The sequence below is a fragment of the Streptomyces sp. NBC_01803 genome (genome assembly GCF_035917415.1).
In the GTDB taxonomy this organism is placed as follows: domain Bacteria; phylum Actinomycetota; class Actinomycetes; order Streptomycetales; family Streptomycetaceae; genus Streptomyces.
This window is the reverse complement of sequence record NZ_CP109073.1, coordinates 5,140,001-5,164,072: the sequence shown is the minus strand read 5'-3', so window position 1 is coordinate 5,164,072 and position 24,072 is coordinate 5,140,001. Positions and strand designations below refer to the sequence as shown.

The window sequence follows — 24,072 nt, the reverse complement described above, 5'->3', positions numbered from 1 at the left end:
TGGGCTCATGCCTCCTCGGGTTCGGGCGTGATGTCCTGGTCGAACTCGTCGGTGACCAGCGCGCGGCCCGGCTCGGCGCCGCTCCAGCGGATGATCAGCGGGCCCAGCGCCTCGTCCTGGTCGAGCGTGACCGCGCGCTCGCGGTACAGCTCCAGGAGCGCCAGGAACCGGGCGACGACGGTGAGGGTGTCGGGGGCGTCGCCGGTCAGCTCGGCGAACGTGGCCTCCTTCAGCTCCCGCAGCCGCCCGATGACGATCTCGGCCTGCTCGCGGACGCTGACCAGCGGGGCGTGGATGTGGTCGATATAGACCTGCGGCTTCGGCTTGGGCTGCATGGCCTTCACGGCGAGCCGGGCGAAGCCCTCGGCGCCGATGCTGATGACGACGTCGGGCAACAGTGCGGCGTGGTGCGGCTCCAGGCCGACGGTGCGCGGGTGGCGAAGGGCCTCGGCGGCGAGGCGTTCGTTGAAGATGTCGGCCACGCGCTTGTACGCCCGGTACTGGAGGAGCCGGGCGAAGAGCAGGTCGCGGGCTTCGAGGAGGGCGAGATCGGCCTCGTCCTCCACCTCGGCGGTGGGCAGCAGCCGGGCGGCCTTGAGATCGAGGAGGGTGGCGGCGACGACGAGGAACTCGGTGGTCTGGTCGAGATCCCAGTCCGGGCCCATGGCGCGCAGGTGCGCCATGAACTCGTCGGTGACCCGGGACAGCGCGACCTCGGTGACGTCGAGCTTGTGCCGGGAGATGAGTTGAAGGAGCAGATCGAAGGGCCCCTCGAAGTTGGCCAGGACGACCTTGAACCGCCCGTCGTCCGGCTCCTCGGCCGCCTCCGGACCCGGGAGTGGCGTCGCCTCACCGCCCGGGGACTCCCCCGCGTCCGGCCGCCCGGACTCCCGCGGCCGGGTCGGCGGTTGGGGAACGGCGAGTGGCGCATCGGCGCGCGGAGCCGCCCCATGCGGCGATTCCCGCCGCGGCGGAGCAGGCGCCCCAGGGACGGTCGCGGGGCCAGGAAACGCCGCGTCACCGCCGGAGGGCTCCGCCGCGTCCGTCGGGTCCGGGGCCGGAGGCGGCGCATCTCCGCCCGGGGCCGCCGCGTCCGTCGGCTCGGGCTCGCGCGGCCGGGTCGGCGGTTCGGAGGCCGGAGGCGGCGCGTCACCGCCGGAGGGCTCCGCCGCGTCCGTCGGGTCCGGGGCCGGAGGCGGCGCATCTCCGCCCGGGGCCGCCGCGTCCGTCGGCTCGGGCTCGCGCGGCCGGGTCGGCGGTTCGGAGGCCGGAGGCGGCGCGTCACCGCCGGAGGGCTCCGCCGCGTCCGTCGGGTCCGGTCTCAGCCGGGTCCCGTCGGGTTCGCCGCTGACCGCCGCCGGGGCGCCGGGGCCCGCTCCCAGGGGGCGGCGGCGGGGTGCGGTCGTGCTCATCGAGGGGTCAGCGACCGCGCAGGCGGCGGACGAGGATGCTCGCGTCGCCCCGGGACTCCAGGTCCGCCAGGACGACCGCGACGGCCTCCCGGACGATCCGGCCCCGGTCCACGGCCAGTCCGTGCTCGCCCCGCAGGACCAGCCGGGCGTGTTCGAGGTCCATCAGCTCCTCGGCGGAGACGTAGACCGTGATCTTCTCGTCGTGCCGCTCCCGCCCGCTCGGGCGGCGAGCCGCCCGGTTCTTGCGCGGGGTGGCCGGGGCCGAGGCGGGCGCGGCGTTCTTGCCGCCGGCCGGGGGCGCCGGCTCGCGCCTCGGCTGCGCGGGCACGGGAGCCTCGCGGGTCATCCGCTCGGTCGCGTGCTGGAGTCTGGCGCGCCGCGTCTCCTCCGGGGAGCGGGAGCGCGGAGCGCTCTCGGACTCCTCCCCGGAGGGGGGCGTCTGCTCGCCCGCCGGGGCGGGCACCCGCGCGGCGGAGTCCTCCGGCGCGGGCTCGGAAGGCGTCGAGGGCTGCACGGCGGCCCCCCCGGTACTACGGAACAGTTCGTCGGCCGCCGGGAGACTCACTCGGCGTGGCACCGGGCGAGCACCTCCCTGGCGAGCTGGCGATAGGCGGCTGCCCCGACGGAGTTGGAGGCGTAGGTGGTGATCGGCTCGCCCGCGACCGTGGTCTCGGGGAACCGGACGGTCCGGCCGATGACCGTGTGGTAGACGTTGTCGTCGAACGCCTCGACGACCCGGGCGAGCACCTCACGGCTGTGCACCGTGCGGGAGTCGTACATCGTCGCGAGGATGCCGTCCAGGCGCAGGTCGGGGTTGAGTCTCTCCTGCACCTTCTCGATCGTCTCGGTCAGCAGCGCGACCCCGCGCAGGGCGAAGAACTCGCACTCCAGCGGGACGATCACCTTGTGCGCCGCGGTGAGCGCGTTCACGGTGAGCAGGCCGAGGGACGGCTGGCAGTCGATGATGATGAAGTCGTAATCGCTGAGCAGCGGTTGGAGGGCGCGCTGGAGCGTGGACTCGCGGGCCACCTCGCTGACCAGCTGCACTTCGGCCGCGGACAGGTCGATGTTGCTCGGCAGCAGGTCCATGCCGGCGATCGCCGTCTTCAGCAGCACCTCGTCCGGGGCCATGCCCCGCTCCATGAGCAGGTTGTAGATGGTGAGGTCCAGCTCCATGGGGTTGACGCCCAGACCGACGGACAGCGCGCCCTGCGGGTCGAAGTCGACCAGCAGCACCCGGCGGCCGTACTCGGCGAGCGCCGCGCCCAGGTTGATGGTCGAAGTCGTCTTGCCGACTCCGCCCTTCTGGTTGCACATGGCGATGATCTGCGCCGGGCCGCGCTCGGTGAGCGGGCCGGGGATCGGGAAGTACGGCAGCGGGCGGCCGGTGGGACCGATGCGCTCGCGGCGCTGCCGGGCCGCGTCGGGCGCGATGGTGGCCGCGTATTCGGGGTCGGGCTCGTACTCCGCGTCCGGGTCGTAGAACTGCCCGTCGGGGAGGTCCTCGTAGTCGGGAAGACGGTCGGCTTCGCCGGTCATCCGGTTTCCTGCCATGGTGTTGGCCTCGCGGCCGTCCGTGCTCTGATGCGCTGTCATGCTCGACTGGCTCTGGTGGGTTGCGTAGGTGTGGACAGCGACGGAGCCCATGCCCGTCGGCTCCGCGACGCCCTGACGCGCCTGCGGGGCCCCTGGTTGTCCTCCCCCGGGAGTAATTGTCGACTCATTCACAAGTCGTCTTACCTCCTTGGGGACCAGGTAACTTCTTGACAGGGTCAGCTTGCACCATGCCGACGTTTGGCGACTCTATGGCGTGTCGGTGGTTCACAGCAACACAATCCGCCGGACCGGCACGGATGTGTCGGCCGTCGAACATTCACTTGTCAAGGCCGCAAGGCTCGCCAGTGGGGCGATTCGCCGGTGCGCGAATCGGTTAAAAGTCTCTGTTCACGACGAGTTGGCCGCGCGCGGCGAGGGGCCGTGTGCCGTCCGCAGGGGCGGCACACGGCACCGCCACGGGCCCGGCGTCATGTGACATTCCCGATGTTGACGCCGGGAGTTGACCGATGGCGATACCGCGGCGGCATCGCGCGGCCTCAGCCGAGCACCGCGCTCAGATCGGCGTGCGGCAGGCCGTGCGCCTCCGCGACCGGACCGTACACGACCTGCCCGTCATGGACGTTGAGCCCGCGGGCGAGTGCCAGGTCGCGCCGAAGCGCGTTCCGCCAGCCGTGGTTGGCGAGCTCCACAATATAGGGCAGCGTGGCGTTGGTCAGCGCCTGGGTCGAGGTACTGGGTACCGCGCCGGGCATGTTGGCGACGCAGTAGAAGACCGACTCGTGGACCCGGAACGTCGGTTCGGCGTGGGTCGTGGGGCGGGAGTCGGCGAAGCAACCACCCTGGTCGATCGCGATGTCGACAAGGACACTCCCCGGCCTCATGCGGGAGACCAGCTCGTTGCCGACCAGCTTGGGCGCCCTCGCGCCCGGCACCAGCACCGCGCCGATGACCAAGTCGGCGCCGAGCACGGCTCGTTCGAGCTCGTACGTGGTGGAGCTGATGGTCTGCACCCGGGTGCCGAACACCTTCTCGGCCTCGCGCAGCTTGCTGATGTCCTTGTCCAGCAGCGTCACATGGAAGCCCATGCCGACCGCGATCTGCGTGGCGTTCCACCCGGAGACGCCCGCACCGATCACCACCGCCCGGGCGGCCGGGGTGCCGGGCACGCCGCCGGGCAGCACGCCGCGCCCGCCCGCCGAGCGCATCAGGTGATACGCGCCGACCTGTGGCGCGATCCGTCCGGCCACCTCGGACATCGGGGCCAGCAACGGCAGTCCGCGCCCGGGCGTCTCGACGGTCTCGTAGGCGATGGCGGTGGTGCCGGAACGCAGCAGGGCGTCCGTGCAGGCGGCCGAGGCGGCCAGGTGCAGGTAGGTGAAGAGGATCTGGTCCTTGCGCAGCCGGTGGAACTCCTCGGCGACCGGCTCCTTGACCTTCAGCAGCAGGTCGGCGCTCGCCCACACCTCGTCGGCGCTCGCCAGAACGGCGGCACCCGCCGCCGCGTACTCCTCGTCCGGGACGGCGGAGCCGAGTCCGGCGCCGCGCTCCACGCACACCTCGTGTCCGCCGGTGACGAGCTCATGCACACCGGCCGGCGTGATGGCTACACGGAACTCGTTGTTCTTGACCTCGCGGGGGATGCCGACCTTCACGTCGATCACGGTCCTTGCGTCACGGAACGGTACGACCGCCATTCTAATAAAGGGATGACCGATGTCTAGCCTTGCTTTCAGTTATTCCTCAACCGAAGCCGTCTGTGTTTCGTAAGCCTGTCCCTCTGTAGTCGCAGAGGATTCCCGCTCGGTCCCGGCCAGGGCGAGCAGGCGTTCCGCCGCCTGACGGTGCACGGCGGCCACCGCCGTGCGGCCCAGCCGGTCCGCGCACTCCGCCAGCCGGAGCCGGAACGCGGCCTGAAGCCGCCGGTCCCCCGTCCCCTCGGCCAGCCGCAGCGCCTCCGCGCCGGTCCGCAGCGCCTCCTCGGCCCGGCCCGCGTGCTCGTGCACCCGCGCGGTCTCGGCCAGCGCCCTGGCGTACGAGGAGACGTCCCCAAGCCTGCGGTGCGCCGCGCCGGCCGCCCGCCAGGCCCGCAGCGCCTCGGGCCACTGCCCGGCGTGCGTCAGCGCGGCGCCGATGCGCCCCTGGAGCCGCGCCTGGGCCGCCAGGTCATCCCGGGACTGGGCCAGGGCCACGGCCCGGCCGTACCAGTCGGCCGCGCGCTGCCAGTCGCCCAGCTCTCCGTAGGTGCCGGCGATGGACTCCAGGGCCCGGCCCACGGCGGGCTGCTCCCCGTCCCGCTCGCTCCTGGCCGCCTCCAGCGCGGCCCGGTAACGGTCGAGCGCGTCCGTCAGCCGGCCGGTGCCCGCGTCGAGGTCCGCGAGGTTCAGCAGCGCGGCGGCCCGCTCCCGGGGCAGGTCCTGACGCTCCGCCACGTCGAGAACCAGCTCGTGCAGCGCGTACAGCTCGGGCGCCGCGCCCTCGGCCCCGTGGTGGGCGATCAGGGCCCTGCTGAGGGCCGACACCAGACGCCTGGCGAGGGTGTCCAGCCGCCCGTCGGCCACCGCGAGCCGGGACGCGGCCAGCAGTGCCGGCTGCCGGGAGGCGAGCCAGCGCGTGGCGTCGGCGCGATCGCCGAACCGCAGCGGGACGGGCAGCCCGGCCAGCCACTCGCGGGCCGGGGAGCCCTCCGGCTCGGTGACGGCCTGACAGGCGCGCAGCAGGCGCACGGTCCGCTCCAGCATGCGGGCCCTGGCGAGCAGCGCCTCCGAGGGCTTCTCCAGGGCGTTCAGCAGGGCGCGCAGCAGCGGGTCGAGGCAGCCGGGCACCAGGTAGCGCCTCTCGCCGTCGGAGCCACCGGAGCCACCGGAGCCGTCGGGGCGCAGCAGGCCGTACGCCGCGAGGTCCGCGAGCGTGTCGCGGGCCGCGCCCAGCGGGCAGCCGGCCAACGCGGCGGCGGTGTGCGCGTCGACCAGCCCGGCGGGGGCCAGCGGCAGCAGTCGCAGCAGGCGGGCTGCCGGGGCGGGCAGCACCCCGTGCACGAGCAGGAGCGCCCGCCGCAACGGCTCGTCCGCGGTGTCGGGCGCGGCGAGGTCCGCGTAGTCCTCCGCCGCCGCGGCCCGCATCCGGCGCACCGCGTCGGCGACGGCGGCCTCGGGGTGCGCGGCCAGCCAGCCGGCGGCCAGGGTGAGCGCGGCGGGCAGACAGCCGCACGCTTCGGCCAGGCTCTCGGTGGCGCCGGGGTCGACGGTGACCCGGACGTCGCCCGCGCCGCGTTCCACCAGCAGCGCGGCGGCCGTGCGGTCCAGTCCGCCGAGGGTGCACGGGCGGACGTCGGGGACGCCGGTGAGCGGGCCGCGCGCCACGGCGAGCACCAGGCAGTGGCGGGTGTCGGGGATGAGCTCGACGAGTTGCTCAGCGGTGCCCACGTCGTCCAGCAGCAGCACGGCCCGGCGTTCCTGGAGGGTCTCGCGCAGGACGTCGGTCAGCTCGTCGTCGCCGGCACCCGGCGGGCCGTCGGCGCCCAGCCCGGCCAGCAGCGCGCGGACGGTGCGCCCGGTGGGGACCGGGGTGCCGTCCGGGTCGGTGAGCCGGGCGCGCAGCACGCCGTCCGGGTAGTCGCCGCCGGCCACCAGCTCGGCGGCGAACTCCTCGGCCAGCGTGGTTCTTCCGGTGCCGGGCCGACCGGCCACGAGCAGCACGCGCCCCCGGGCCGCCGGACGGCCGGCGAGGGTGTCCAGCCCGGCGCGCTCGACATCGGCGCGGAGGATCGAGAGCTCGCGGTGGCGGCCGAGAAACCCGGGTCGCCTGGACCCACCGGTGACCGTCTGTTCCGTCACGTCCGTCACGCGCCGAGCGTAAGCCACGGCCCGGCACCGCCGGGCCAGGACACGTCAGGGCGTGAACGGGCGGGCGGGCCAGGGGGCGTCGGCCGGGCGCAGGGCGTCGAAGCCGCCGCCGGCGCGGGCGGCCCGCACCGCCAGCGACCCGCTCACCACATACGGGTTGCTCAGCCGTCCGGCGAGCACGCCGGCGACCAGCTCCTCGACGGGCACCCGCGCCAGCCGCATGTCGGCCTCCTCATGGGTCACCTCGAAGCGCTCGCCCTCGGCCTCGGACAGCCCACGGGCCAGGAAGATCCGCGCGGCCTCGTCGGTGCCGCCGGGCGAGGTGAACAGGTCGATCAGGACCCGCCAGTCCTCGGCCTTGACGTGCGCCTCCTCGTACAGCTCGCGCTGGGCCGCGCGCAGCGGGTTCTCGCCGGGAACGTCGAGGAGCCCGGCGGGGATCTCCCAGAGCTTGTGCCGGACAGGATGCCGGTACTGCTCGATGACGACGACGTGGTCCCGCTCGTCGAGAGCGATGACGCCCACCGAGCCCGGGTGGACCTGGTAGTCGCGGCGGGCGGTGGAGCCGTCCGGCATCACCACGTCGTCACTGCGGACGCTGGTCTTGCCACCGGTCCACGGCGTGCTGGTCGCGGTGACGGTCCAGCTCGCCGGGGTGTCGGCCAGGAGGTCGCGCTGCTGATCACTCATGCGCTTCAGTGTGCCCCGTCCGTTCCGGACGTCCCGGCCGCCTCCGCCCGGCGGACGACGGCGGCGCGGACCAACCCGGCGAACAGCGGGTGCGGCCGGGTGGGACGGGAACGCAACTCGGGATGGGCCTGGGTGGCGACCAGGTACGGGTGCGTCTCGCGCGGGTACTCGACGTACTCGACCAGCTTGTTGTCCGGGGAGGTGCCGGAGAAGACCAGACCGGCCTTCTTCTCCAGCTCGGCCCGGTAGGCGTTGTTGACCTCGTACCGGTGGCGGTGGCGCTCCTCGACATACGGCTCGCCGCCGTACACCTCGCGCACGATCGAGCCCTCGGCGAGCTTCGCCGGGTAGAGCCCGAGCCGCATCGTGCCGCCCATGTCGCCCTCACCCGCCACGATGTCGAGCTGCTCCTCCATGGTGGAGATCACCGGGTGCGGGGCGGCCTGGTCGAACTCGGTGGAGTTGGCCCCGTCGATGCCGGCGAGGGCGCGCGCCGCCTCGATCACGATGCACTGCAGGCCCAGACAGAGCCCGAGCAGCGGCACCCGGCGCTCCCTCGCGAAGGTGATCGCCGCGATCTTGCCCTCCACGCCCCGGTCGCCGAAACCGCCGGGGACGCAGATGGCGTCCACGCCCGCGAGCTGCTCGGCGGCGCCGCCGGGCGGGCGGCAGTCGTCGGAAGTGACCCACTTGATGCGGACCCGGGCGTTGTTCGCGAAGCCGCCCGCCCGCAGCGCCTCGGTCACCGACAGGTAGGCGTCCGGCAGATCGATGTACTTGCCGACGAGCGCGACGGTGACCTCGTGCTCCGGGTGGTGGACGCGCTGGAGCAGATCGTTCCACTGCGTCCAGTTGACGTCCCGGAACGGCAGGTCGAGGCGGCGCACCACATAGGCGTCCAGGCCCTCGCCGTGCAGCACCTTGGGGATGTCGTAGATCGACTTGGCGTCGATGGCGGCCACCACGGCGGCCTCCTCGACGTCGCACATCAGCGAGATCTTCCGCTTGATCGCGGTGGGGACCTCGCGGTCGGCGCGCAGCACGATGGCGTCGGGCTGGATGCCGATGCTGCGCAGCGCGGCGACGGAGTGCTGGGTCGGCTTCGTCTTCAGCTCGCCGGAGGGGCCGATGTACGGCAGCAGGGAGATGTGGACGACGAAGACGTTGTCCCGGCCGACCTCGTGCCGCACCTGGCGCACCGCCTCCAGGAACGGCAGCGACTCGATGTCGCCGACCGTGCCGCCGACTTCGGTGATCACCACGTCGACGTCGTCGGTGGCCATGCGGCGGATGCGGTGTTTGATCTCGTTCGTGATGTGCGGGATGACCTGCACCGTGTCGCCCAGATATTCACCGCGGCGCTCCTTGGCGATCACGGTGGAGTAGATCTGGCCGGTGGTGACGTTGGCGCTGCCGTCCAGGTCGACATCGAGGAAGCGCTCGTAGTGGCCGATGTCCAGGTCGGTCTCGGCGCCGTCGTTGGTGACGAACACCTCGCCGTGCTGGAACGGGTTCATCGTGCCGGGGTCGACGTTCAGATAGGGGTCGAGCTTCTGCATGGTGACGCGCAGCCCGCGCGCCTTGAGAAGTGCCCCGAGGCTGGAGGCGGTGAGCCCCTTCCCGAGCGAGGAGGCGACCCCGCCGGTGACGAAGATGTGCTTGGTCGTCGTGGTGCTGGGCGGCATGGCCAAGTGCTCCCGTGGTCGCGAGGTCGGATGCGCGGCGCCCCCGGCAAGGGCCACGAGGGGCTCTCCGGCGGGGATTCGTCGCTGGGGTTCGGGGGATTCGCTGCCCTCCGGTCCACGGGCTACCAGGGTATCAGTGAGAGGAACCGGAGGTGTCGCCGAAGGGGGTTCCGTGAAGGAGTCTCGACATTTCGCACCGAAGGTGAACAACCTCACCCCGGTTGTCGGACCGATCTACGTCAGACGTAAAGCAGATCAGGGAAGCTCGTCGTATTCTGCTCGGACGCTCGAATGGGCGACGGAAAACCGCACGTCCTACGGGGCGGAGCACCTTTCGACTGGAGATGGAAGTGGCCGGGCGCATCGAGGATTACGCACTCGTCGGGGACATGCAGACCGCCGCACTCATCTGCCGGGACGGATCAGCCGACTGGCTGTGCCTGCCCCGGTTCGACTCCCATGCGGTGTTCGCCGCGCTGTTGGGGACCGAGGAGCACGGCTTCTGGCGACTCGGTCCCGCACATGGCAAGGACGTACCGCCACCGCCGGCGAGCCGCAGGCGGTACCGGGGGGATTCGCTGGTTCTGGAATCGGAGTGGGACACCCCGCGCGGCACGGTCCGCGTGACGGACTTCATGCCCCCTCGCGGCGGGGACGCGCCGCAGCTCATCCGTATCGTCGAGGGCGTCAGCGGCCGCGTGCCGATGCGCTCGGCGCTGCGCATGAGGTTCTCCTACGGCTGGGTCGTGCCGTGGGTCCACAAGGTCGACGACCGCACCGTGGCCGTCTCCGGACCGGACTCGGTGTGGCTGGACACCAGCGTGGACACCTACGGGAAGGACCTCACCACCTACTCGGACTTCACGGTCGCGCCGGGTGACCGGATCGCGTTCGCGATCAGCTGGCAGCCTTCCCACAAACAGTCGCCGCCGGTGCCCGAGCCGGAGGAGTCGCTCAGAGCGACCGAGGACTTCTGGCGGGACTGGGTGGCCAAGTGCACCTACCACGGCCCGTACCGGGAGGCCGTGGTGCGCTCGCTGATCACGCTGAAGGCACTGACCTACGAGCCCACCGGCGGCATCGTCGCGGCGCCGACCACGTCGCTGCCCGAGGAGATCGGCGGCTCCCGGAACTGGGACTACCGCTTCACCTGGCTGCGGGACGCGGCCATAACGCTGTCCTCGCTGCTGCGCACGGGCTACCACGACGAGGCCAAGGCGTGGCGCGAGTGGCTGCTGCGCGCGGTGGCGGGCGACCCGCAGAACCTCCAGATCATGTACGGCATCGCGGGCGAGCGGGAGTTGGCCGAGGCCGAGCTGAGCTGGCTGCCCGGCTACGAGAACTCGCAGCCGGTCCGGGTCGGTAACGGAGCGGCCGGTCAGCTCCAGCTGGACGTCTACGGCGAGGTGACCGAGGCCCTGCACCTGGCGCACATGACGGGCCTGGCCAGGAACGACCACGCCAACCTGCTCCAGCTCAAGCTCATCCAGTACCTGGAAGAGCACTGGGACGAGCCGGACGAGGGCATCTGGGAGGTGCGCGGGCCGCGCCGGCACTTCGTGCACTCGAAGGTGATGGCGTGGGTCGCCGTGGACCGCACGGTGAAGCTGATCGAGTCCGGCGAGGTGGACGGTCCGCTGGACCGCTGGCGGGATCTGCGCGACGAGATCCACCGGACGGTCTGCCTGCACGGCTACGACAAGGAGCGCAACACCTTCACCCAGTCCTACGGCTCCAAGGAGCTGGACGCCTCGCTGCTGCTGATCCCGCAGATGGGCTTCCTGCCGCCGGACGACAAGCGGGTGATCGGCACCATTGAGGCGATCCAGCGCGAGTTGTCGACGCTGGACGGCTTCATCCTGCGCTACCCGACCGCCGGGTCGCAGGCGGGTGTGGACGGTCTGGAGGGCGACGAGGGCGCGTTCCTGGCCTGCTCGTTCTGGCTGGCCGACGACCTCGCGATGATCGGCCGGGTGGAGGAGGCCCGCAAGCTGTTCGAGAAGCTGCTCGCGCTCCGCAACGACCTGGGCCTGCTCGCCGAGGAGTGGGACCCTCGCCGCATGCGCCAGGTCGGCAACTTCCCCCAGGCGTTCAGCCATGTCCCACTGATCGATACGGCCCTGCGCCTGACGGCCTCGGGCGCGTACGGCGGCTGACCCCCCTCGGAAACGACGGCGCGGGACGGGAACCACTCCGCCCCGCGCCTTTGCCACTGACGAGGCACTCGGTGCCGGACACGGCACCCGGCGCTTGAGCGGACCACTCGCGCCACCACCCCGCACGGGCCTTCGCGTCCCGTGCACCTGCCGGGTCGGCACGGATCGCCGGGGCACTCCGCCGCGAGGGACTGCCGGACCGCTGCCGCCGCGTGGCGCCCGCACCACCCTGGTGACCTGCGAGTTCCCGGATGCCCCGGGGCCTTGACGCGCCGGGCGCACGCCCGCGTACGAAGCCGCGCCCACCGTACGCCCCCCACCCCGACACGCATCCCCGACACCGAAGCGGGAAGGCGACGACGTCCGCGCCGGACCCGAGCCGACCAGGGCACGCGGTGCCGGAAAGCCCGGGGCTCAGCCGGTCGCGGCCAACTCGTCGTAGACGCTGAGGACCTGGGCGACCGTCGTATCCTCTGTCGGCCAGCTTCCGGCGCGGGCGCGGCCCGCCTCGGCCAGGGCCGCGCGGCGGGGGGCGTCGGTCAGCAGGCTCTCGACCGCCGCGGCCAGGGCGGCGGAGTCTCCGTAGGGCACCAGGACCGCCGCGTCGCCGACCAGCTCCGGAACGCCGCCGACCGCCGTGGCCACCAGCGGGACACCCCGGCGCATGGCCTGCTCGGCCAGCGGGGCGCGAGCCGCCCAGCGGGCGATCAGCAGGGCCACATCGGCGTCGGCCAGCAGCGCGGACCGGTCGCCGCCCGCGCCCAGCAGCCGCACGGGCAGCTCCTCCCGGTCGATGCGCCGCTGGAGGCTGGAACGCTCGGGGCCGTCCCCGGCGACGGCGACGAGTGGCTGCGGCGACAGCCGCCGCCACGCGCGGGCCGCCGCCAGCAGCGGGTCGAGGTCGTGAGTCCGGTCGAGGATGGCCTCGGCGACGAGCAACGGCCGGTCCACGGCGCCCAGCTCGGCCCGGATCTTGTGCCGCTCGACGGCGGGGCCGACGGCCGCGCGCCGCGCGGGCAGCGCCACCGGCGCGAGCCGGGCGTCGCGGGCGCCCCTGCTGCGTGCCCGGTCCACCAGGTCCGAGGTGGTGCCGAGCACCACGGACGCGGCGCGGGCCACCCAGTGCTCGGACAGCAGCCGGAGCTGCGCCCGTACGCCGGGCAGCGCGGAGCGGGAGTGCCAGGTCACGACGAGGGGAACGGCGCGGCGGCGCAGCGCCAGCGCGGCCAGCATCCCGGCGCGCATGCCGTGGGCGTGCACCAGGTCGGCGTCGGCGCACAGCTCCCGCAGCAGGCCGACCGCGGTCGGTGTGGCGCGCACCGGCAGCGGGACCGGGACGAACCGCGCGCCGGCGGCCGTGAAGCGGTACCGCCGCTCGGCGGAGGCCGGGGCGCCGACGGTGACGCGCAGCCCGCGCGCCACCAGGCCGGCCGAGAGGGAGCGGACGTGGGTGCCCGTGCCCACACTGCCGCCGCCGAGAAGCTGCACGACGTGCAGGGGCGCGCGGCCGTGCGGCGGTGCGGTCGAGCTGCTCACGCCTACCTCTCCGTCTCAGGAGGCCCCAGCCTACGTCGCCCTCGGCGACGCCCTGTTCGCTGGGAGTGGAACGCCGTCAAGAATGCCAGCCCGGCCCGCATCGCGATAGCACGCGACACCCGCATGGGTGAGGAGGCTCCTTACCGTCCGGGCTGGTGTCCGGGCCGGGCCGGGTCCGTCCGACGTCCGGCGCCCAGCTTGGCGGCGGTCGCCAGCAGCTCTTCGGCGTGGGCACGGGCCAGCCGGGAGTCCTCCTGGCCGGCCAGCATGCGGGACAGCTCCCGCACCCTGCCCTCGCCATGCACGGACCGCACCCCGCTGCGGGTGACCGATCCGTCGCTGGTCTTCTCCACGACCAGGTGCCGGTCGGCGAACGCGGCGACCTGCGGCAGATGCGTGACCACGACGACCTGGGCGGCGTCCGCCAGCTTGGCCAGCCTCCGGCCCACCTCGACCGCGGCCTTGCCGCCGACGCCCGCGTCGACCTCGTCGAAGAGGTAGGTCGGGACGGGCGCGGCGTCCGCGAAGACGACCTCCACGGCCAGCATCACCCGCGACAGCTCACCGCCCGAGGCGCCCTTGGCGATGGGCCGGGCCGGAGAGCCGGGGTGCGGGGCGAGCAGCAGCTCCACCTCGTCGGCGCCGTGCGGTCCATAGGCGACGGCGCGGCCGTCCAGCTCGACGGCGTCCTCGCCGGCCGCCGCCTCGGTCTGCCGGACGTCGACCTGGATGCGGGCGTGCGGCATGGCGAGCTGGGTCAGCTCCTCGGTGACGGCGTCCGCGAACCGTTTGGCGGCCTCGTGGCGCGCGTCGGTGAGGGCACGGGCCAGCTCGGTGAGCCGGTCGTGGAGGGTGTCGCGTTCGGTGGTCAGCCCGCCGACCCGCTCGTCGTCGCCGTCCAGCTCCGCGAGGCGCTCGGCGCTTCGCTCGGCCCAGTCGAGCACGGCGGAGCAGCCGTCGACCGCGCCGCCCGGCGCGGCGTACTTGCGGATCAGGTGGCCCAGGACGGCGCGGCGCTCCTCGACGGCGGCCAGGCGCAGTGGGTCGGATTCCAGGCCGTCGGCGTATCCGGCCAGCTCGCCGGCGACGTCGGAGAGCAGGATGCCGACCTCGTCGAGCCGGTCGGCGAGCCCGGCCAGGGCCGCGTCGTGCTCCCGGACGGCCGTCAGGGCGCGGTGGGCGCCGGCCACCAGGGTGGCGGCGTCCAGGCTCTCGGGGTCGGCCGGGTCGCCCGCGAGCGCGCCGCGCGCGAGGGCGGCGGCGGAGGCCAGGGCCTCGGCGTGGCCCAGCCGCCGCGCCTCGGCGGCCAGCTCGGCGTCCTCGCCCGGGCGCGGCCGGGCGGCGGCGATCTCGTCGAGACCGAACCGCAGGAGGTCGGCCTCCTGGGCGCGTTCCCGGGCGCGAGTGGTCAGCTCGTCCAGCCGGGCGGCGACGGCGCGCAGCCGCTGGTAGGTCTCCTGGTACGCGGCGAGCGGCCGGGCGACGGCCTCGCCCGCGTAACGGTCCAGGGCCTGCCGCTGCCGGGCCGGGCGCAGCAGCCCCTGCTGGTCCGTCTGCCCGTGGACGGCGATCAGGTCCTCGCCCAGCTCCCCGAGCAGCCCCGCGGGCACGGACCGCCCGCCCACGTGCGCCCGGGAGCGGCCCTCGGCGGAGATGGTGCGGCTGATGAGCAACGCGCCGTCGTCCAGCTCGGCCCCCGCCTCCTCGGCTCGACGGGCCGCCGCGGAGTCGGGCGGCACGGTGATCCGGCCCTCCACGACAGCGGACGAGGCGCCACCGCGCACGAACGCGGCGTCGGCGCGACCGCCGAGCAGCAGCCCCAGGCTGGTGACGACCATGGTCTTGCCCGCACCGGTCTCACCCGTCACCGCGGTGAAACCGGAGGACAGCTCGACGACGGCATCGTCGATCACGCCCAGGTCCTTGATCCGCATTTCCTCCAACACGGATACGACCATACGAGGTTAACGGGGCACCTGGCGACGAAGGCGTCCGTACATTTGTGCGGAGCCGGTGCGAAGGGGGTGCGGCGGCTTCCCGGGCAGGCGTGATCGTCAGCGCGGCGCGCCGCGCCAGCCGGCCACCGGCAGGGCGAACTTGGCGACCAGCCGGTCCGTGAACGGCGCGTGGTGCAGCCGCGCCAGCCGGACCGGCACGGCCCCACGACGCACCTCGACCCGGGCGCCGGGCGGCAGGTCAACGGTGCGCCGCCCGTCGCACCACAGCACGCCGGGCAGGGTGTGCTGCCTGAGTTCGACGGCGAGCACCGAGTCGGGAGCGGTGACCAGCGGCTTGGCGAACAGGGCGTGCGCGCTGATCGGCACCATCAGCAGCGCCTCGACCTCCGGCCAGACGACCGGGCCGCCCGCCGAGAAGGCGTACGCCGTGGAGCCGGTCGGAGTGGCGCAGACCACACCGTCGCCGCCGAATCCGGAGACGGGACGGCCGTCGACCTCGATGACGACCTCCATCAGGCGTTCCCTGGCGGCCTTCTCGACGGACGCCTCGTTCAGCGCCCAGTCGGTGTGCCGGACGCCCCCGTTGTCCCGGACCAGGACGTCGAGGGTCATGCGTTCCTCGACCTCGTAGGCGCGGGCGACGACGCGGTGCACGACCTTGTCGAGATCGTCGCGCTCGGCCTCGGCGAGGAAGCCGACGGTGCCGAGGTTGACCCCGAGCAGCGGCACGCCGGAGGCGCGGGAGAACTCGGCGCCGCGCAGCAGGGTGCCGTCGCCCCCGAGCACGACGAGCAGCTCGCAGCCGTCCACGACGCCGCGGTCGGGATCGTTCTTGTCGACGCGCTCGACCTCGGGCGGCAACGACAGGTCGTCGGCCTCGTCACTCAGGACGCGGACGCCGATGCCCCGGCTGAGGAGGCCCTGCACCACCCGTTCGGCGCTGCGCACGGCTGCCGGGCGGCCGGTGTGCGTGAGCAGGAAAACGGTCCGTGGCTCCCGGCCCGGCTGCTGCGGCGTGCTGGTGGTGGTCACTGCGGCCCCTCCGTCACTGCGCGGTCGACATCGGCCGGGTCGAGTGCGGGTGCCCCGGCGCACAGCCACAGAAAGTATTCAACATTGCCCGAGGGGCCTGGCAATGGGCTGGCGGTGACCCCCGCGACTCCGAGGCCGTGCCCGGCCGCCCGGGCGGCGACGGCGCGCACGGCCTCGGCGCGCAGCTCGGGGCTGCGGACGACGCCGCCACTGCCGAGGCGTTCGCGGCCGACCTCGAACTGCGGCTTCACCATCAGCACGAGGTCGGCGTCGGGCACGGCGCAGCGCACGAGGGCGGGGACGACCAGGCCGAGCGGGATGAACGACAGGTCGCCGACGACCAGGTCCACCGGCTCGCCGCCGATCGCGTCGAGCGTCAACTCGCGTACGTTCGTACGGTCCTTGACGGTGACCCTGGTGTCGGCCCGGAGGGACCATGCGAGCTGCCCGTAGCCGACGTCGACGGCGATGACCGAGGTGGCGCCCGCGCGCAGCAGCACGTCGGTGAACCCGCCGGTGGACGCCCCGGCGTCCAGCGCGCGGCGCCCGGCGACGCGCAGGCCGCGCGGGGTGAAGGCGGCCAGGGCGCCGGCCAGCTTGTGGCCGCCGCGCGAGACGTACTCGGGGTCGGCGTCGTCGGCGCGGACGACGAGGGCCGCGCTGGTCGCCACCTGGGTGGCGGGTTTGGCGGCGGTCGCCCCGTCGACGGTCACCCGGCGGGCGTCGATGAGCGCCCTGGCGTGCTCGCGGGAACGGGCCAGCTTGCGGCGCACGAGCTCCGCGTCGAGGCGGGCCAGGCGGCGCTGGGTCGCGGCTGCCACGGCTGCCTCAGCTCCTGTCCAACTCGGAGAGCGCGTCGCGCAGGCCGCGGTGCACGTCCTCGTACACCTCCGGGTGCCCGGCGACATCGAGGTGGTCGGCGTCGGCCAGGCGCCGCAGCCATGTGTCGACCGGCGGGTGTCCGGTGGGCTGGACGGCGACACCGAGCGGGCGCTGCCCGTCGTCGCGGGCGGTGCTGCCGGGCGCGTTCTCCGGTCCGGGCACGGGTGGTTGCGCTGGTGCGTCGTGGGGCTCGTGCATGCCCCCGACGCTACCGGGTGGCCACCCCGGCCGGTCGCCGCGCCGCCGGAACGACGAGCGGGGTGCCGGCCTCGGAGTCCTCGATGACCCGGCAGGGCAGACGGAACACCTCCTCGACCAGCCCGGCGGTGACGATGTCCCCGGGCGCCCCTTCCTCGACGACGCGGCCGTCGCGCCCGCCGAACCCCCTTGCGCGTGCTTCGACCGCCGCGTCCTCCGCACCCACCGCCTCAGCCCGGATTCGTCCGCGTCACCCTGGGCGGAGACCTCGCCCGACCACCGACCCGGCAGGAACGCCGGCTGAACACCGGCACCGCCTGGCGGCGGCACCTCCGACCCGCCCCGGCGCCCGGGAAGCCGACGGTCCATCCAGGCGTCCCCCAGGGGCACCGCACGGAACACACCCGCGCCGGACGCCGAAGCCGTCCGCCCGTCCGCCCCGCACCCGCCCGTCCTCGCCAGCACCCACGCGCCAGGCCCGGCGGAGCGGGCCGCCGTTCACAGGTCCAGCGCCGCCAGTGCCCGGTCGGCCGACACCCGGGCACCGCCGTCCGTGCCCGCCACCGTCCAGGCGGCGGCGCACAGCGCGCGCAGTCCGTCCACCGCCTCGCCCCGCCCGTCGAGCGCCAGCGCGCCGCCGTCCCCGGCCACCGCCCGCCAGCCGCCGCAACGGAAGCCGTCGCCGTCCGCCACCACGGCCGGCTGCGGCGCCAGCAGCCCCCGCAGGTCCGCCGCCACGAACGTCGGCCGGTGGTCGGGCCGGGCCACGAGAAGCCGCGCCGCGTCCGTCACCCCGGTCAGCACCAGCAGCGAGTCGACACCCCCGGCGTACGCACCCTCGATGTCCGTGTCCAGCCGGTCCCCCACGACCAGCGGTCGCGCCGCCCCCGTCCGCAGAATCGTCTCGCGGTGCATCGGCGGCAGCGGTTTGCCCGCGACCCACGGATTCCTCGTATGCCCGGTCGCTATCCGCACGACCTCGACCGCCGCGCCGTTCCCCGGCGCGATCCCGCGCCCGCTGGGAATGGTGAGGTCCGTGTTCGAGGCGAACCACGGCACGCCCCGGTTCACCGCGATCGCCGCCTCCGCCAGCACGCCCCATGGCAGCTCGGCCCCGCCGTACCCCTGCACCACCGCCGCCGGGTCGTCGTCCGCCGAGTCCACCGGGCTCAGCCCGCGCTCGCGCAGCGCCACCCGCAGCCCCTCACCCCCGGCGCACAACACCCGCGCGCCCGCCGGCACCTGCTCGGCGATCAGCCGCGCCACGGCCTGCGCCGAGGTGACGACCTCCGACGGCCGCGCCGGAACGCCGAGCCGCGTCAGGTGCTCCGCGACGGTCTCCGGCGTGCGGGCCGCGTTGTTCGTCACGTACGCCAGCCGCATGCCGCTGTCCCGGGCGGTGCGCAACGACTCGACGGCGTACGCGATGGCCTCGCCCCCCGCGTACACGACCCCGTCCAGGTCGAGGAGCGCCGTGTCGTAGACCTCGTTCAGCGCCCGCTCGGAGCCCTCGGGGGCCGTCCGGGGAGAGCCCGTCGACCGTGTCGGCCCTGTCGATTCAGCCATGTCATCGTCCATGTCGCTGTCGATGATCCCTCATCGTCCGCAGCACTTACGATGCGGGGATGCGTCACGATGGCCTTGACCTCGCCCCGTTCCGCGCCCTGCGTTACGTCCCGGACAGGGTGGGAAGCCTCGCGGCCGTGACGTCGCCGCCGTACGACATGGTGGTCCGCCCGGACGGCGTCGACAGGCTGGAAACGGCCGACCCGCACAACATCGTCCGGCTGATCCTGCCCCACGACGGCGACCCGGCCGCCCGCCACCGGCGGGCGGGCGACACCCTGCGACGCTGGCGGGCGGACGGCGTGCTGGCGCTGGATCCGTGGCCCGCCGCCCTGTACGTGTACGAGCAGCGCGCCGCCGGAACGCTCCAGCGCGGCCTGATCGGAGCCCTGCGGCTGACACGGCCGGAGGACGGCGTGGTCCTCCCCCACGAGGACGTGATAGCAGAGGTCGTCGCCGACCGGGCCGCCCTGATGCGGGCCACGGCCGCGAACCTCGAGCCGCTCCTGCTCTCCTACCGCGACGGCGCCGGAGCCGCCGCCGTCGTCGAACGGGCCGTTTCGCGCACGCCGCTCAGCGCCACCACCACGGCGGACGGCACCGAACACCGGCTCTGGCCGGTGACCGACCCGGCCGAACTCGACGCCGCCATCGAGGACCTGGCCCGCCACCGGGCCCTGATCGCGGACGGCCACCACCGCTGGGCGACCTATCTGCGCCTGGCGGACGAGCACGGCGGCCGACCGCCGTGGGACCGCGGCCTGGTCCTCCTGGTCGACACGGCTCGCTACCCGCTGCGCGTCCAGCCCATCCACCGGCTGCTGTCCGGGCTGCCGCCCGCCGAGGCGCTGGCGCGCCTCAACGGCGCCTTCCGCACCCGCCGCCTGGGCGACTCACTGGCGGACGCCCTCCACACCCTGGCCGGCACCGAGGGCAACGCCTTCCTGCTCACCGACGGGGATACGTTCCACCTGCTCGACCGCCCCGACGCGGCGCTCCTGGCCGCGACGATCCCCCAGCACCGGCCCGCGAAATGGCGGGAATTGGACGCGACCGTGCTGCACGCCGCCCTCCTCGGCCCGGTGTGGGGCGTGGTCGACGGCCCGGCCGCCGTGCGGTATCTGCACGACGCGACGGCCGTCGTCGCCCAGGCTCATCGCCTGGGCGGGACGGCCGTCCTCATGCGTCCCGTACCCGAGAGCACCGTGCGCGCCCTCGCGGAGGAGGGCGTCACGATGCCGCACAAGTCGACGTCGTTCGGCCCGAAGCCGGCGACGGGGCTGCTGCTGCGCAGCCTCGACACCGGCTTCGGGCCGAACTGATGCGAACCGCTAGTCGACGTCTTTGACGTCGTCCTCCAGGTCGCCCTCGTCGTCCGCCTCGGCATCAACCTCGGCATCGGTCTCGATGTCGGCCTTGATGTCGGCGTCGTCGGCGTCGTCGTCCGATGCCTCCGGGTCCAGCGCGTCGACGAACTCGATGCCGTCCAGCTGCGCCAGGCGGTCCGACGCATCCGTGGTGCCGCCGCCATCGGCGTCCAGCGCCTTGGCGAACCACTCGCGCGCCTCGTCCTCACGGCCGAGGGCGAGCAGCGCGTCGGCGTAGGCGTAGCGCAACCGCGCGGTCCACGGGTGGATGGCGGTCGAGGCCAGCTCGGGGCTCTGCAAGGTGACGAGGACGGCCTCGGTCTGCCCGAGGTCACGCCGGGCGCCGGCCGCGACCAGCCGCATCTCGACCTGTCCCGCCTTGTCGAGCTGCTGCACCTCGGGCTCCCCGGCCATGGCCAGGGCCCGCTCGGGGCGCCCGATGCCACGCTCGCAGTCGGCCATGAGGGGCCAGAGGTGGACCGAGCCGGTCATCCGCCGGGCCGCCCGGAATTCGGTGAGCGCCTCGGAGTACTTCTCCACCCCGTACGCCGCGAACCCGGCCGCTTCCCGCACGGCACCCACCCGGGACGCGAGCCGCAGCGCCGTGCGCGCGTAGCCGTACGCCCGCTCCGGCTCCTCGTCCAGCAGCCTGGCGACCATGACGAGGTTCTTGGCGACGTCGATCGCGAGCGTCTTGGGCAGGCTCATGAGCTCCTGCCGCACGGAACGGTCGACCTCGTCGCCCGTCACATCGTCGGGGATGGGCAGCCGCCTCACCGGCTCCCGGTCCCGGTCGCTCCGAAACCGGTCCTGGTCCGTCCGGCGCTGAAGCCCATCTCGGCGGAACCCGCCCCGGTCGTCACGCCGACCGCCGAAGTCCCGCCCGCCCGACCGGTCATCACGCCGGTACTCACGGGGCCGATCCTCGCGCGGCCGGTCGTCACGCCGGTAGGACTCACGCGGCCGATCCCCCTGCGGCCGGTCGTCACGCCGGAACGACTCACGCGGCCGATCATCACGGGGCCGGAAGTCACGCCGGTCGTCACGGAAACGGTCGCCCTGCGGCCGGTCCGTACGCGGGCGGACATCACGCCGATCCCGGTCTCCCTGGGGACGGTCGGTCCGCGGGCGGACATCACGCCGGTCGTCACGAGTGTCACGAGTGTCACGACGGTCGCGGTCCCCCTGCGGACGGTCATCCCGCCGGAAGGGCGGCCGGGCACGGTCGTCGCGGAAGCGGTCGCCCTGCGGGCGGTCCGTACGGGGACGGAAGTCACGCCGGTCGTCACGAGTGTCACGACGGTCGCGGTCACCCTGCGGCCGGTCATCCCGCCGGAAGGGCGGCCGGGCACGGTCGTCGCGGAAGCGGTCGCCCTGCGGGCGGTCCGTACGGGGACGGACATCACGGCGGTCATCCCGGAAACGGTCGCGGTCACCCTGCGGCCGGTCATCACGCCGGAAGGACGGCCGGGCACGGTCGTCGCGGAAGCGGTCGCCCTGCGGGCGGTCCGTACGGGGGCGGAAGTCACGCCGGTCGTCACGAGTCTCACGACGGTCGCGGTCACCCTGCGGCCGGTCATCCCGCCGGAACGAGTCACGCGGCCGATCATCACGGGGCCGGTCATCCCTGCGCCAGCGCTCACCCTGCGGACGGTCGCCCTGAGGGCGGTCATAGCGGGGACGGTACTCACGCGGCCGGTCATCGCGCGGGCGATCGTCACGCGGACGAAAGTCCCGTCGCTCACCCTGGGGACGGTCCGACTGCGGGCGGTCGTCGCGCCGGTAGCCGGCACCGCGCGGCCGGTCGTCCTGGCCGACATCGCGCCGACCGTCATGCGCCCGGTCGCCCCAGGGCCGGTCATCCCGGGGCCGGAACTCACGGCGGTCCCGGTCATCACGCGGCCGGTCGTCCCGCCGGTACTCACGGGGCTGGTCGCCACGCTCCGGGCGACGGAAGCCCGGGCGGTCTCCGCTTCGTTCTCCGCTTCGTTCACGTCCCGTGAAACGCCCTGCTCCCCCCGCACGCCGGTCATCGCGACGCGGACCGCGCGCCGGTCCTGTGGGCCGTTCCTCGTCCGAATTCGACATCGGCGTGTTTCCTGCCTTCCAGAAATACAAATGCACCAAAAACAAAAAGGGACCTCTGATCCCCAGCATGAACGCTGGGGAACCAGAGGTCCCACAAAGATTGTCCGGCGGTGTCCTACTCTCCCACACGGTCCCCCATGCAGTACCATCGGCGCTGGAGGGCTTAGCTTCCGGGTTCGGAATGTAACCGGGCGTTTCCCCTCCGCCATGACCACCGGAACACTCGAAAGTGCTCCAAGCGAACAAGCGCACTCTTCACTTGTTTTACTTGAAGAAGTATTGGTCAAAGAATTCACAGTGGACGCGAGCATCTGCGGACAAGCCCTCGGCCTATTAGTACCGGTCAACTCCACCCCTCACAGGGCTTCCATCTCCGGCCTATCAACCCGTTGGTCTCACGGGGGCCTTACCCCATCAAGTGGGTGGGAGTCCTCATCTCGAAGCAGGCTTCCCGCTTAGATGCTTTCAGCGGTTATCCCTCCCGAACGTAGCCAACCAGCCATGCCCTTGGCAGAACAACTGGCACACCAGAGGTTCGTCCGTCCCGGTCCTCTCGTACTAGGGACAGCCCTTCTCAAGACTCCAACGCGCACAGCGGATAGGGACCGAACTGTCTCACGACGTTCTAAACCCAGCTCGCGTACCGCTTTAATGGGCGAACAGCCCAACCCTTGGGACCAACTCCAGCCCCAGGATGCGACGAGCCGACATCGAGGTGCCAAACCATCCCGTCGATACGGACTCTTGGGGAAGATCAGCCTGTTATCCCCGGGGTACCTTTTATCCGATGAGCGACGGCGCTCCCACAAGCCACCGCCGGATCACTAGTCCCTGCTTTCGCACCTGCTCGACCCGCCAGTCTCACAGTCAAGCTCCCTTGTGCACTTACACTCACCACCTGATAACCAACCAGGCTGAGGGAACCTTTGGGCGCCTCCGTTACTCTTTAGGAGGCAACCGCCCCAGTTAAACTACCCACCAGACACTGTCCCCGATCCGGATCACGGACCCAGGTTAGACATCCAGCACGATCAGAGTGGTATTTCAACAATGACTCCGCACCGGCTGGCGCCGGCACTTCACAGTCTCCCACCTATCCTACACAAACCGAACCGAACACCAATATCAAGCTATAGTAAAGGTCCCGGGGTCTTTCCGTCCTGCTGCGCGAAACGAGCATCTTTACTCGTAATGCAATTTCACCGGGCCTATGGTTGAGACAGCCGAGAAGTCGTTACGCCATTCGTGCAGGTCGGAACTTACCCGACAAGGAATTTCGCTACCTTAGGATGGTTATAGTTACCACCGCCGTTTACTGGCGCTTAAGTTCCCAGCTTCGCCCCGAAGAGCTAACCGGTCCCCTTAACGTTCCAGCACCGGGCAGGCGTCAGTCCGTATACATCGCCTTACAGCTTCGCACGGACCTGTGTTTTTAGTAAACAGTCGCTTCTCGCTGGTCTCTGCGGCCACCCCCAGCTCAGATGGTAAACACCCTCACCAGGAACGGCCCCCTTCTCCCGAAGTTACGGGGGCAATTTGCCGAGTTCCTTAACCATAGTTCACCCGAACGCCTCGGTATACTCTACCTGACCACCTGAGTCGGTTTAGGGTACGGGCCACCATGAAACATCGCTAGAGGCTTTTCTCGACAGCATAGGATCATCCACTTCACCACAATCGGCTCGGCATCAGGCCTCACCCACATGTCGCACGGATTTACCTGCACGACGGGCCACACCCTTACCCCGGGACAACCACCGCCCGGGATGGACTACCTTCCTGCGTCACCCCATCACTCACCTACTACCCCATCGGGCCACCGGCTCCACCACTCCCCCATCACCCGAAGGATCAAAGGGCGGCTTCACGGGCTTAGCATCAAGAGATTCAGCGCTGGCGCTTCACGGCGGGTACCGGAATATCAACCGGTTATCCATCGACTACGCCTGTCGGCCTCGCCTTAGGCCCCGACTTACCCTGGGCAGATCAGCTTGACCCAGGAACCCTTAGTCAATCGGCGCACACGTTTCCCACGTGTGAATCGCTACTCATGCCTGCATTCTCACTCGTGAACCGTCCACAACTCGTTTCCACGGCTGCTTC

The 24,072-nt window shown here is 72.4% G+C and carries 16 protein-coding genes, 2 rRNA genes and 1 pseudogene (1 of these 19 running past the window's edge); 2 read left to right on the top strand and 17 right to left on the bottom strand.

All coding sequences use genetic code 11. The features are described 5' to 3' along the window. Positions 1-5: 5 nt before the first annotated feature. The 7 genes from OIE51_RS23480 to OIE51_RS23450 all read right to left on the bottom strand — a co-directional run bounded on the left by OIE51_RS23480 (position 6) and on the right by OIE51_RS23450 (position 9,186). Positions 6-1,412: a segregation/condensation protein A gene (locus OIE51_RS23480; protein WP_326599773.1), complete on the bottom strand. Its 1,407-nt coding sequence runs from the start codon at positions 1,410-1,412 to the stop codon at positions 6-8. A gap of 7 nt (positions 1,413-1,419) precedes the next feature. After that, the gene (locus OIE51_RS23475) at positions 1,420-1,977 is read right to left on the bottom strand and encodes a hypothetical protein (RefSeq protein ID WP_326600761.1); all 558 of its coding nucleotides are present in this window, start codon (positions 1,975-1,977) and stop codon (positions 1,420-1,422) included. Next, a complete protein-coding gene (locus OIE51_RS23470; protein WP_326599772.1) occupies positions 1,974-3,059 on the bottom strand; it encodes a ParA family protein in 1,086 nt (361 codons plus the stop codon). Before OIE51_RS23470 ends, OIE51_RS23475 begins: the two co-directional genes overlap by 4 nt. 446 nt (positions 3,060-3,505) lie before the next feature. Beyond that, positions 3,506-4,630 carry an alanine dehydrogenase gene (ald, locus tag OIE51_RS23465; RefSeq protein ID WP_326599771.1) on the bottom strand — a complete coding sequence of 375 codons (1,125 nt, stop codon included), beginning with the start codon at positions 4,628-4,630 and terminating at the stop codon, positions 3,506-3,508. 72 nt (positions 4,631-4,702) lie between these two features. Then, positions 4,703-6,802: a tetratricopeptide repeat protein gene (locus OIE51_RS23460; protein ID WP_326600760.1), complete on the bottom strand. Its 2,100-nt coding sequence runs from the start codon at positions 6,800-6,802 to the stop codon at positions 4,703-4,705. 54 nt (positions 6,803-6,856) lie between these two features. Then, a complete protein-coding gene (locus OIE51_RS23455; RefSeq protein ID WP_326599770.1) occupies positions 6,857-7,501 on the bottom strand; it encodes an NUDIX hydrolase in 645 nt (214 codons plus the stop codon). 5 nt (positions 7,502-7,506) lie between these two features. Continuing rightward, positions 7,507-9,186, bottom strand: coding sequence for a CTP synthase (locus OIE51_RS23450; RefSeq protein WP_326599769.1), 1,680 nt, complete (start codon positions 9,184-9,186; stop codon positions 7,507-7,509). 344 nt (positions 9,187-9,530) lie between these two features. On the opposite strand from OIE51_RS23450, the gene OIE51_RS23445 reads away from it, so the two are divergent. Next, a complete protein-coding gene (locus OIE51_RS23445) occupies positions 9,531-11,342 on the top strand; it encodes a glycoside hydrolase family 15 protein (protein ID WP_326599767.1) in 1,812 nt (603 codons plus the stop codon). Positions 11,343-11,756: 414 nt separating this feature from the next. Here OIE51_RS23445 and OIE51_RS23440 read toward each other — a convergent pair whose 3' ends face one another. From OIE51_RS23440 to OIE51_RS23410, 7 genes and pseudogenes are all read right to left on the bottom strand, one after another. Next, entirely contained in the window at positions 11,757-12,878 is a 1,122-nt protein-coding gene (locus OIE51_RS23440) for a glycosyltransferase family 4 protein (RefSeq protein ID WP_326599765.1), read from the bottom strand. A gap of 140 nt (positions 12,879-13,018) precedes the next feature. Further along, positions 13,019-14,836: a DNA repair protein RecN gene (gene recN, locus OIE51_RS23435; protein ID WP_326599763.1), complete on the bottom strand. Its 1,818-nt coding sequence runs from the start codon at positions 14,834-14,836 to the stop codon at positions 13,019-13,021. A gap of 96 nt (positions 14,837-14,932) precedes the next feature. Continuing rightward, positions 14,933-15,868 carry an NAD kinase gene (locus OIE51_RS23430; RefSeq protein ID WP_326599762.1) on the bottom strand — a complete coding sequence of 312 codons (936 nt, stop codon included), beginning with the start codon at positions 15,866-15,868 and terminating at the stop codon, positions 14,933-14,935. Beyond that, positions 15,865-16,689 carry a TlyA family RNA methyltransferase gene (locus tag OIE51_RS23425; RefSeq protein ID WP_326599761.1) on the bottom strand — a complete coding sequence of 275 codons (825 nt, stop codon included), beginning with the start codon at positions 16,687-16,689 and terminating at the stop codon, positions 15,865-15,867. Before OIE51_RS23425 ends, OIE51_RS23430 begins: the two co-directional genes overlap by 4 nt. Before the next feature lie 7 nt (positions 16,690-16,696). Continuing rightward, positions 16,697-16,948 (bottom strand): hypothetical protein, encoded by a 252-nt coding sequence (locus tag OIE51_RS23420; RefSeq protein WP_326600826.1) that lies wholly within the window; start codon positions 16,946-16,948, stop codon positions 16,697-16,699. Positions 16,949-16,958: 10 nt separating this feature from the next. Then, a pseudogene (gene fecE / locus OIE51_RS23415) lies at positions 16,959-17,123 on the bottom strand (Fe(3+) dicitrate ABC transporter ATP-binding protein FecE); the annotation flags it as partial. Positions 17,124-17,446: 323 nt separating this feature from the next. Continuing rightward, complete coding sequence (locus OIE51_RS23410) at positions 17,447-18,514, bottom strand: HAD hydrolase-like protein (RefSeq protein ID WP_326599760.1); 1,068 nt, start codon at positions 18,512-18,514, stop codon at positions 17,447-17,449. A gap of 59 nt (positions 18,515-18,573) precedes the next feature. Between OIE51_RS23410 and OIE51_RS23405 the strand changes: the two genes are divergently transcribed. Then, on the top strand, positions 18,574-19,836 hold the full coding sequence (locus OIE51_RS23405) for a DUF1015 domain-containing protein (RefSeq protein WP_326599759.1): 1,263 nt from the start codon (positions 18,574-18,576) through the stop codon (positions 19,834-19,836). Positions 19,837-19,845: 9 nt separating this feature from the next. On the opposite strand, the gene OIE51_RS23400 is transcribed toward OIE51_RS23405, so the two are convergent. The 3 genes from OIE51_RS23400 to OIE51_RS23390 all read right to left on the bottom strand — a co-directional run. Then, a complete protein-coding gene (locus tag OIE51_RS23400) occupies positions 19,846-20,658 on the bottom strand; it encodes a tetratricopeptide repeat protein (RefSeq protein WP_326599758.1) in 813 nt (270 codons plus the stop codon). A 1,413-nt stretch (positions 20,659-22,071) separates the two neighbouring features. Further along, a 5S ribosomal RNA gene (rrf, locus tag OIE51_RS23395) occupies positions 22,072-22,188 on the bottom strand. A 94-nt stretch (positions 22,189-22,282) separates the two neighbouring features. Further along, positions 22,283-24,072: ribosomal RNA gene (locus tag OIE51_RS23390) — 23S ribosomal RNA — on the bottom strand; it runs 1,315 nt beyond the window's last position.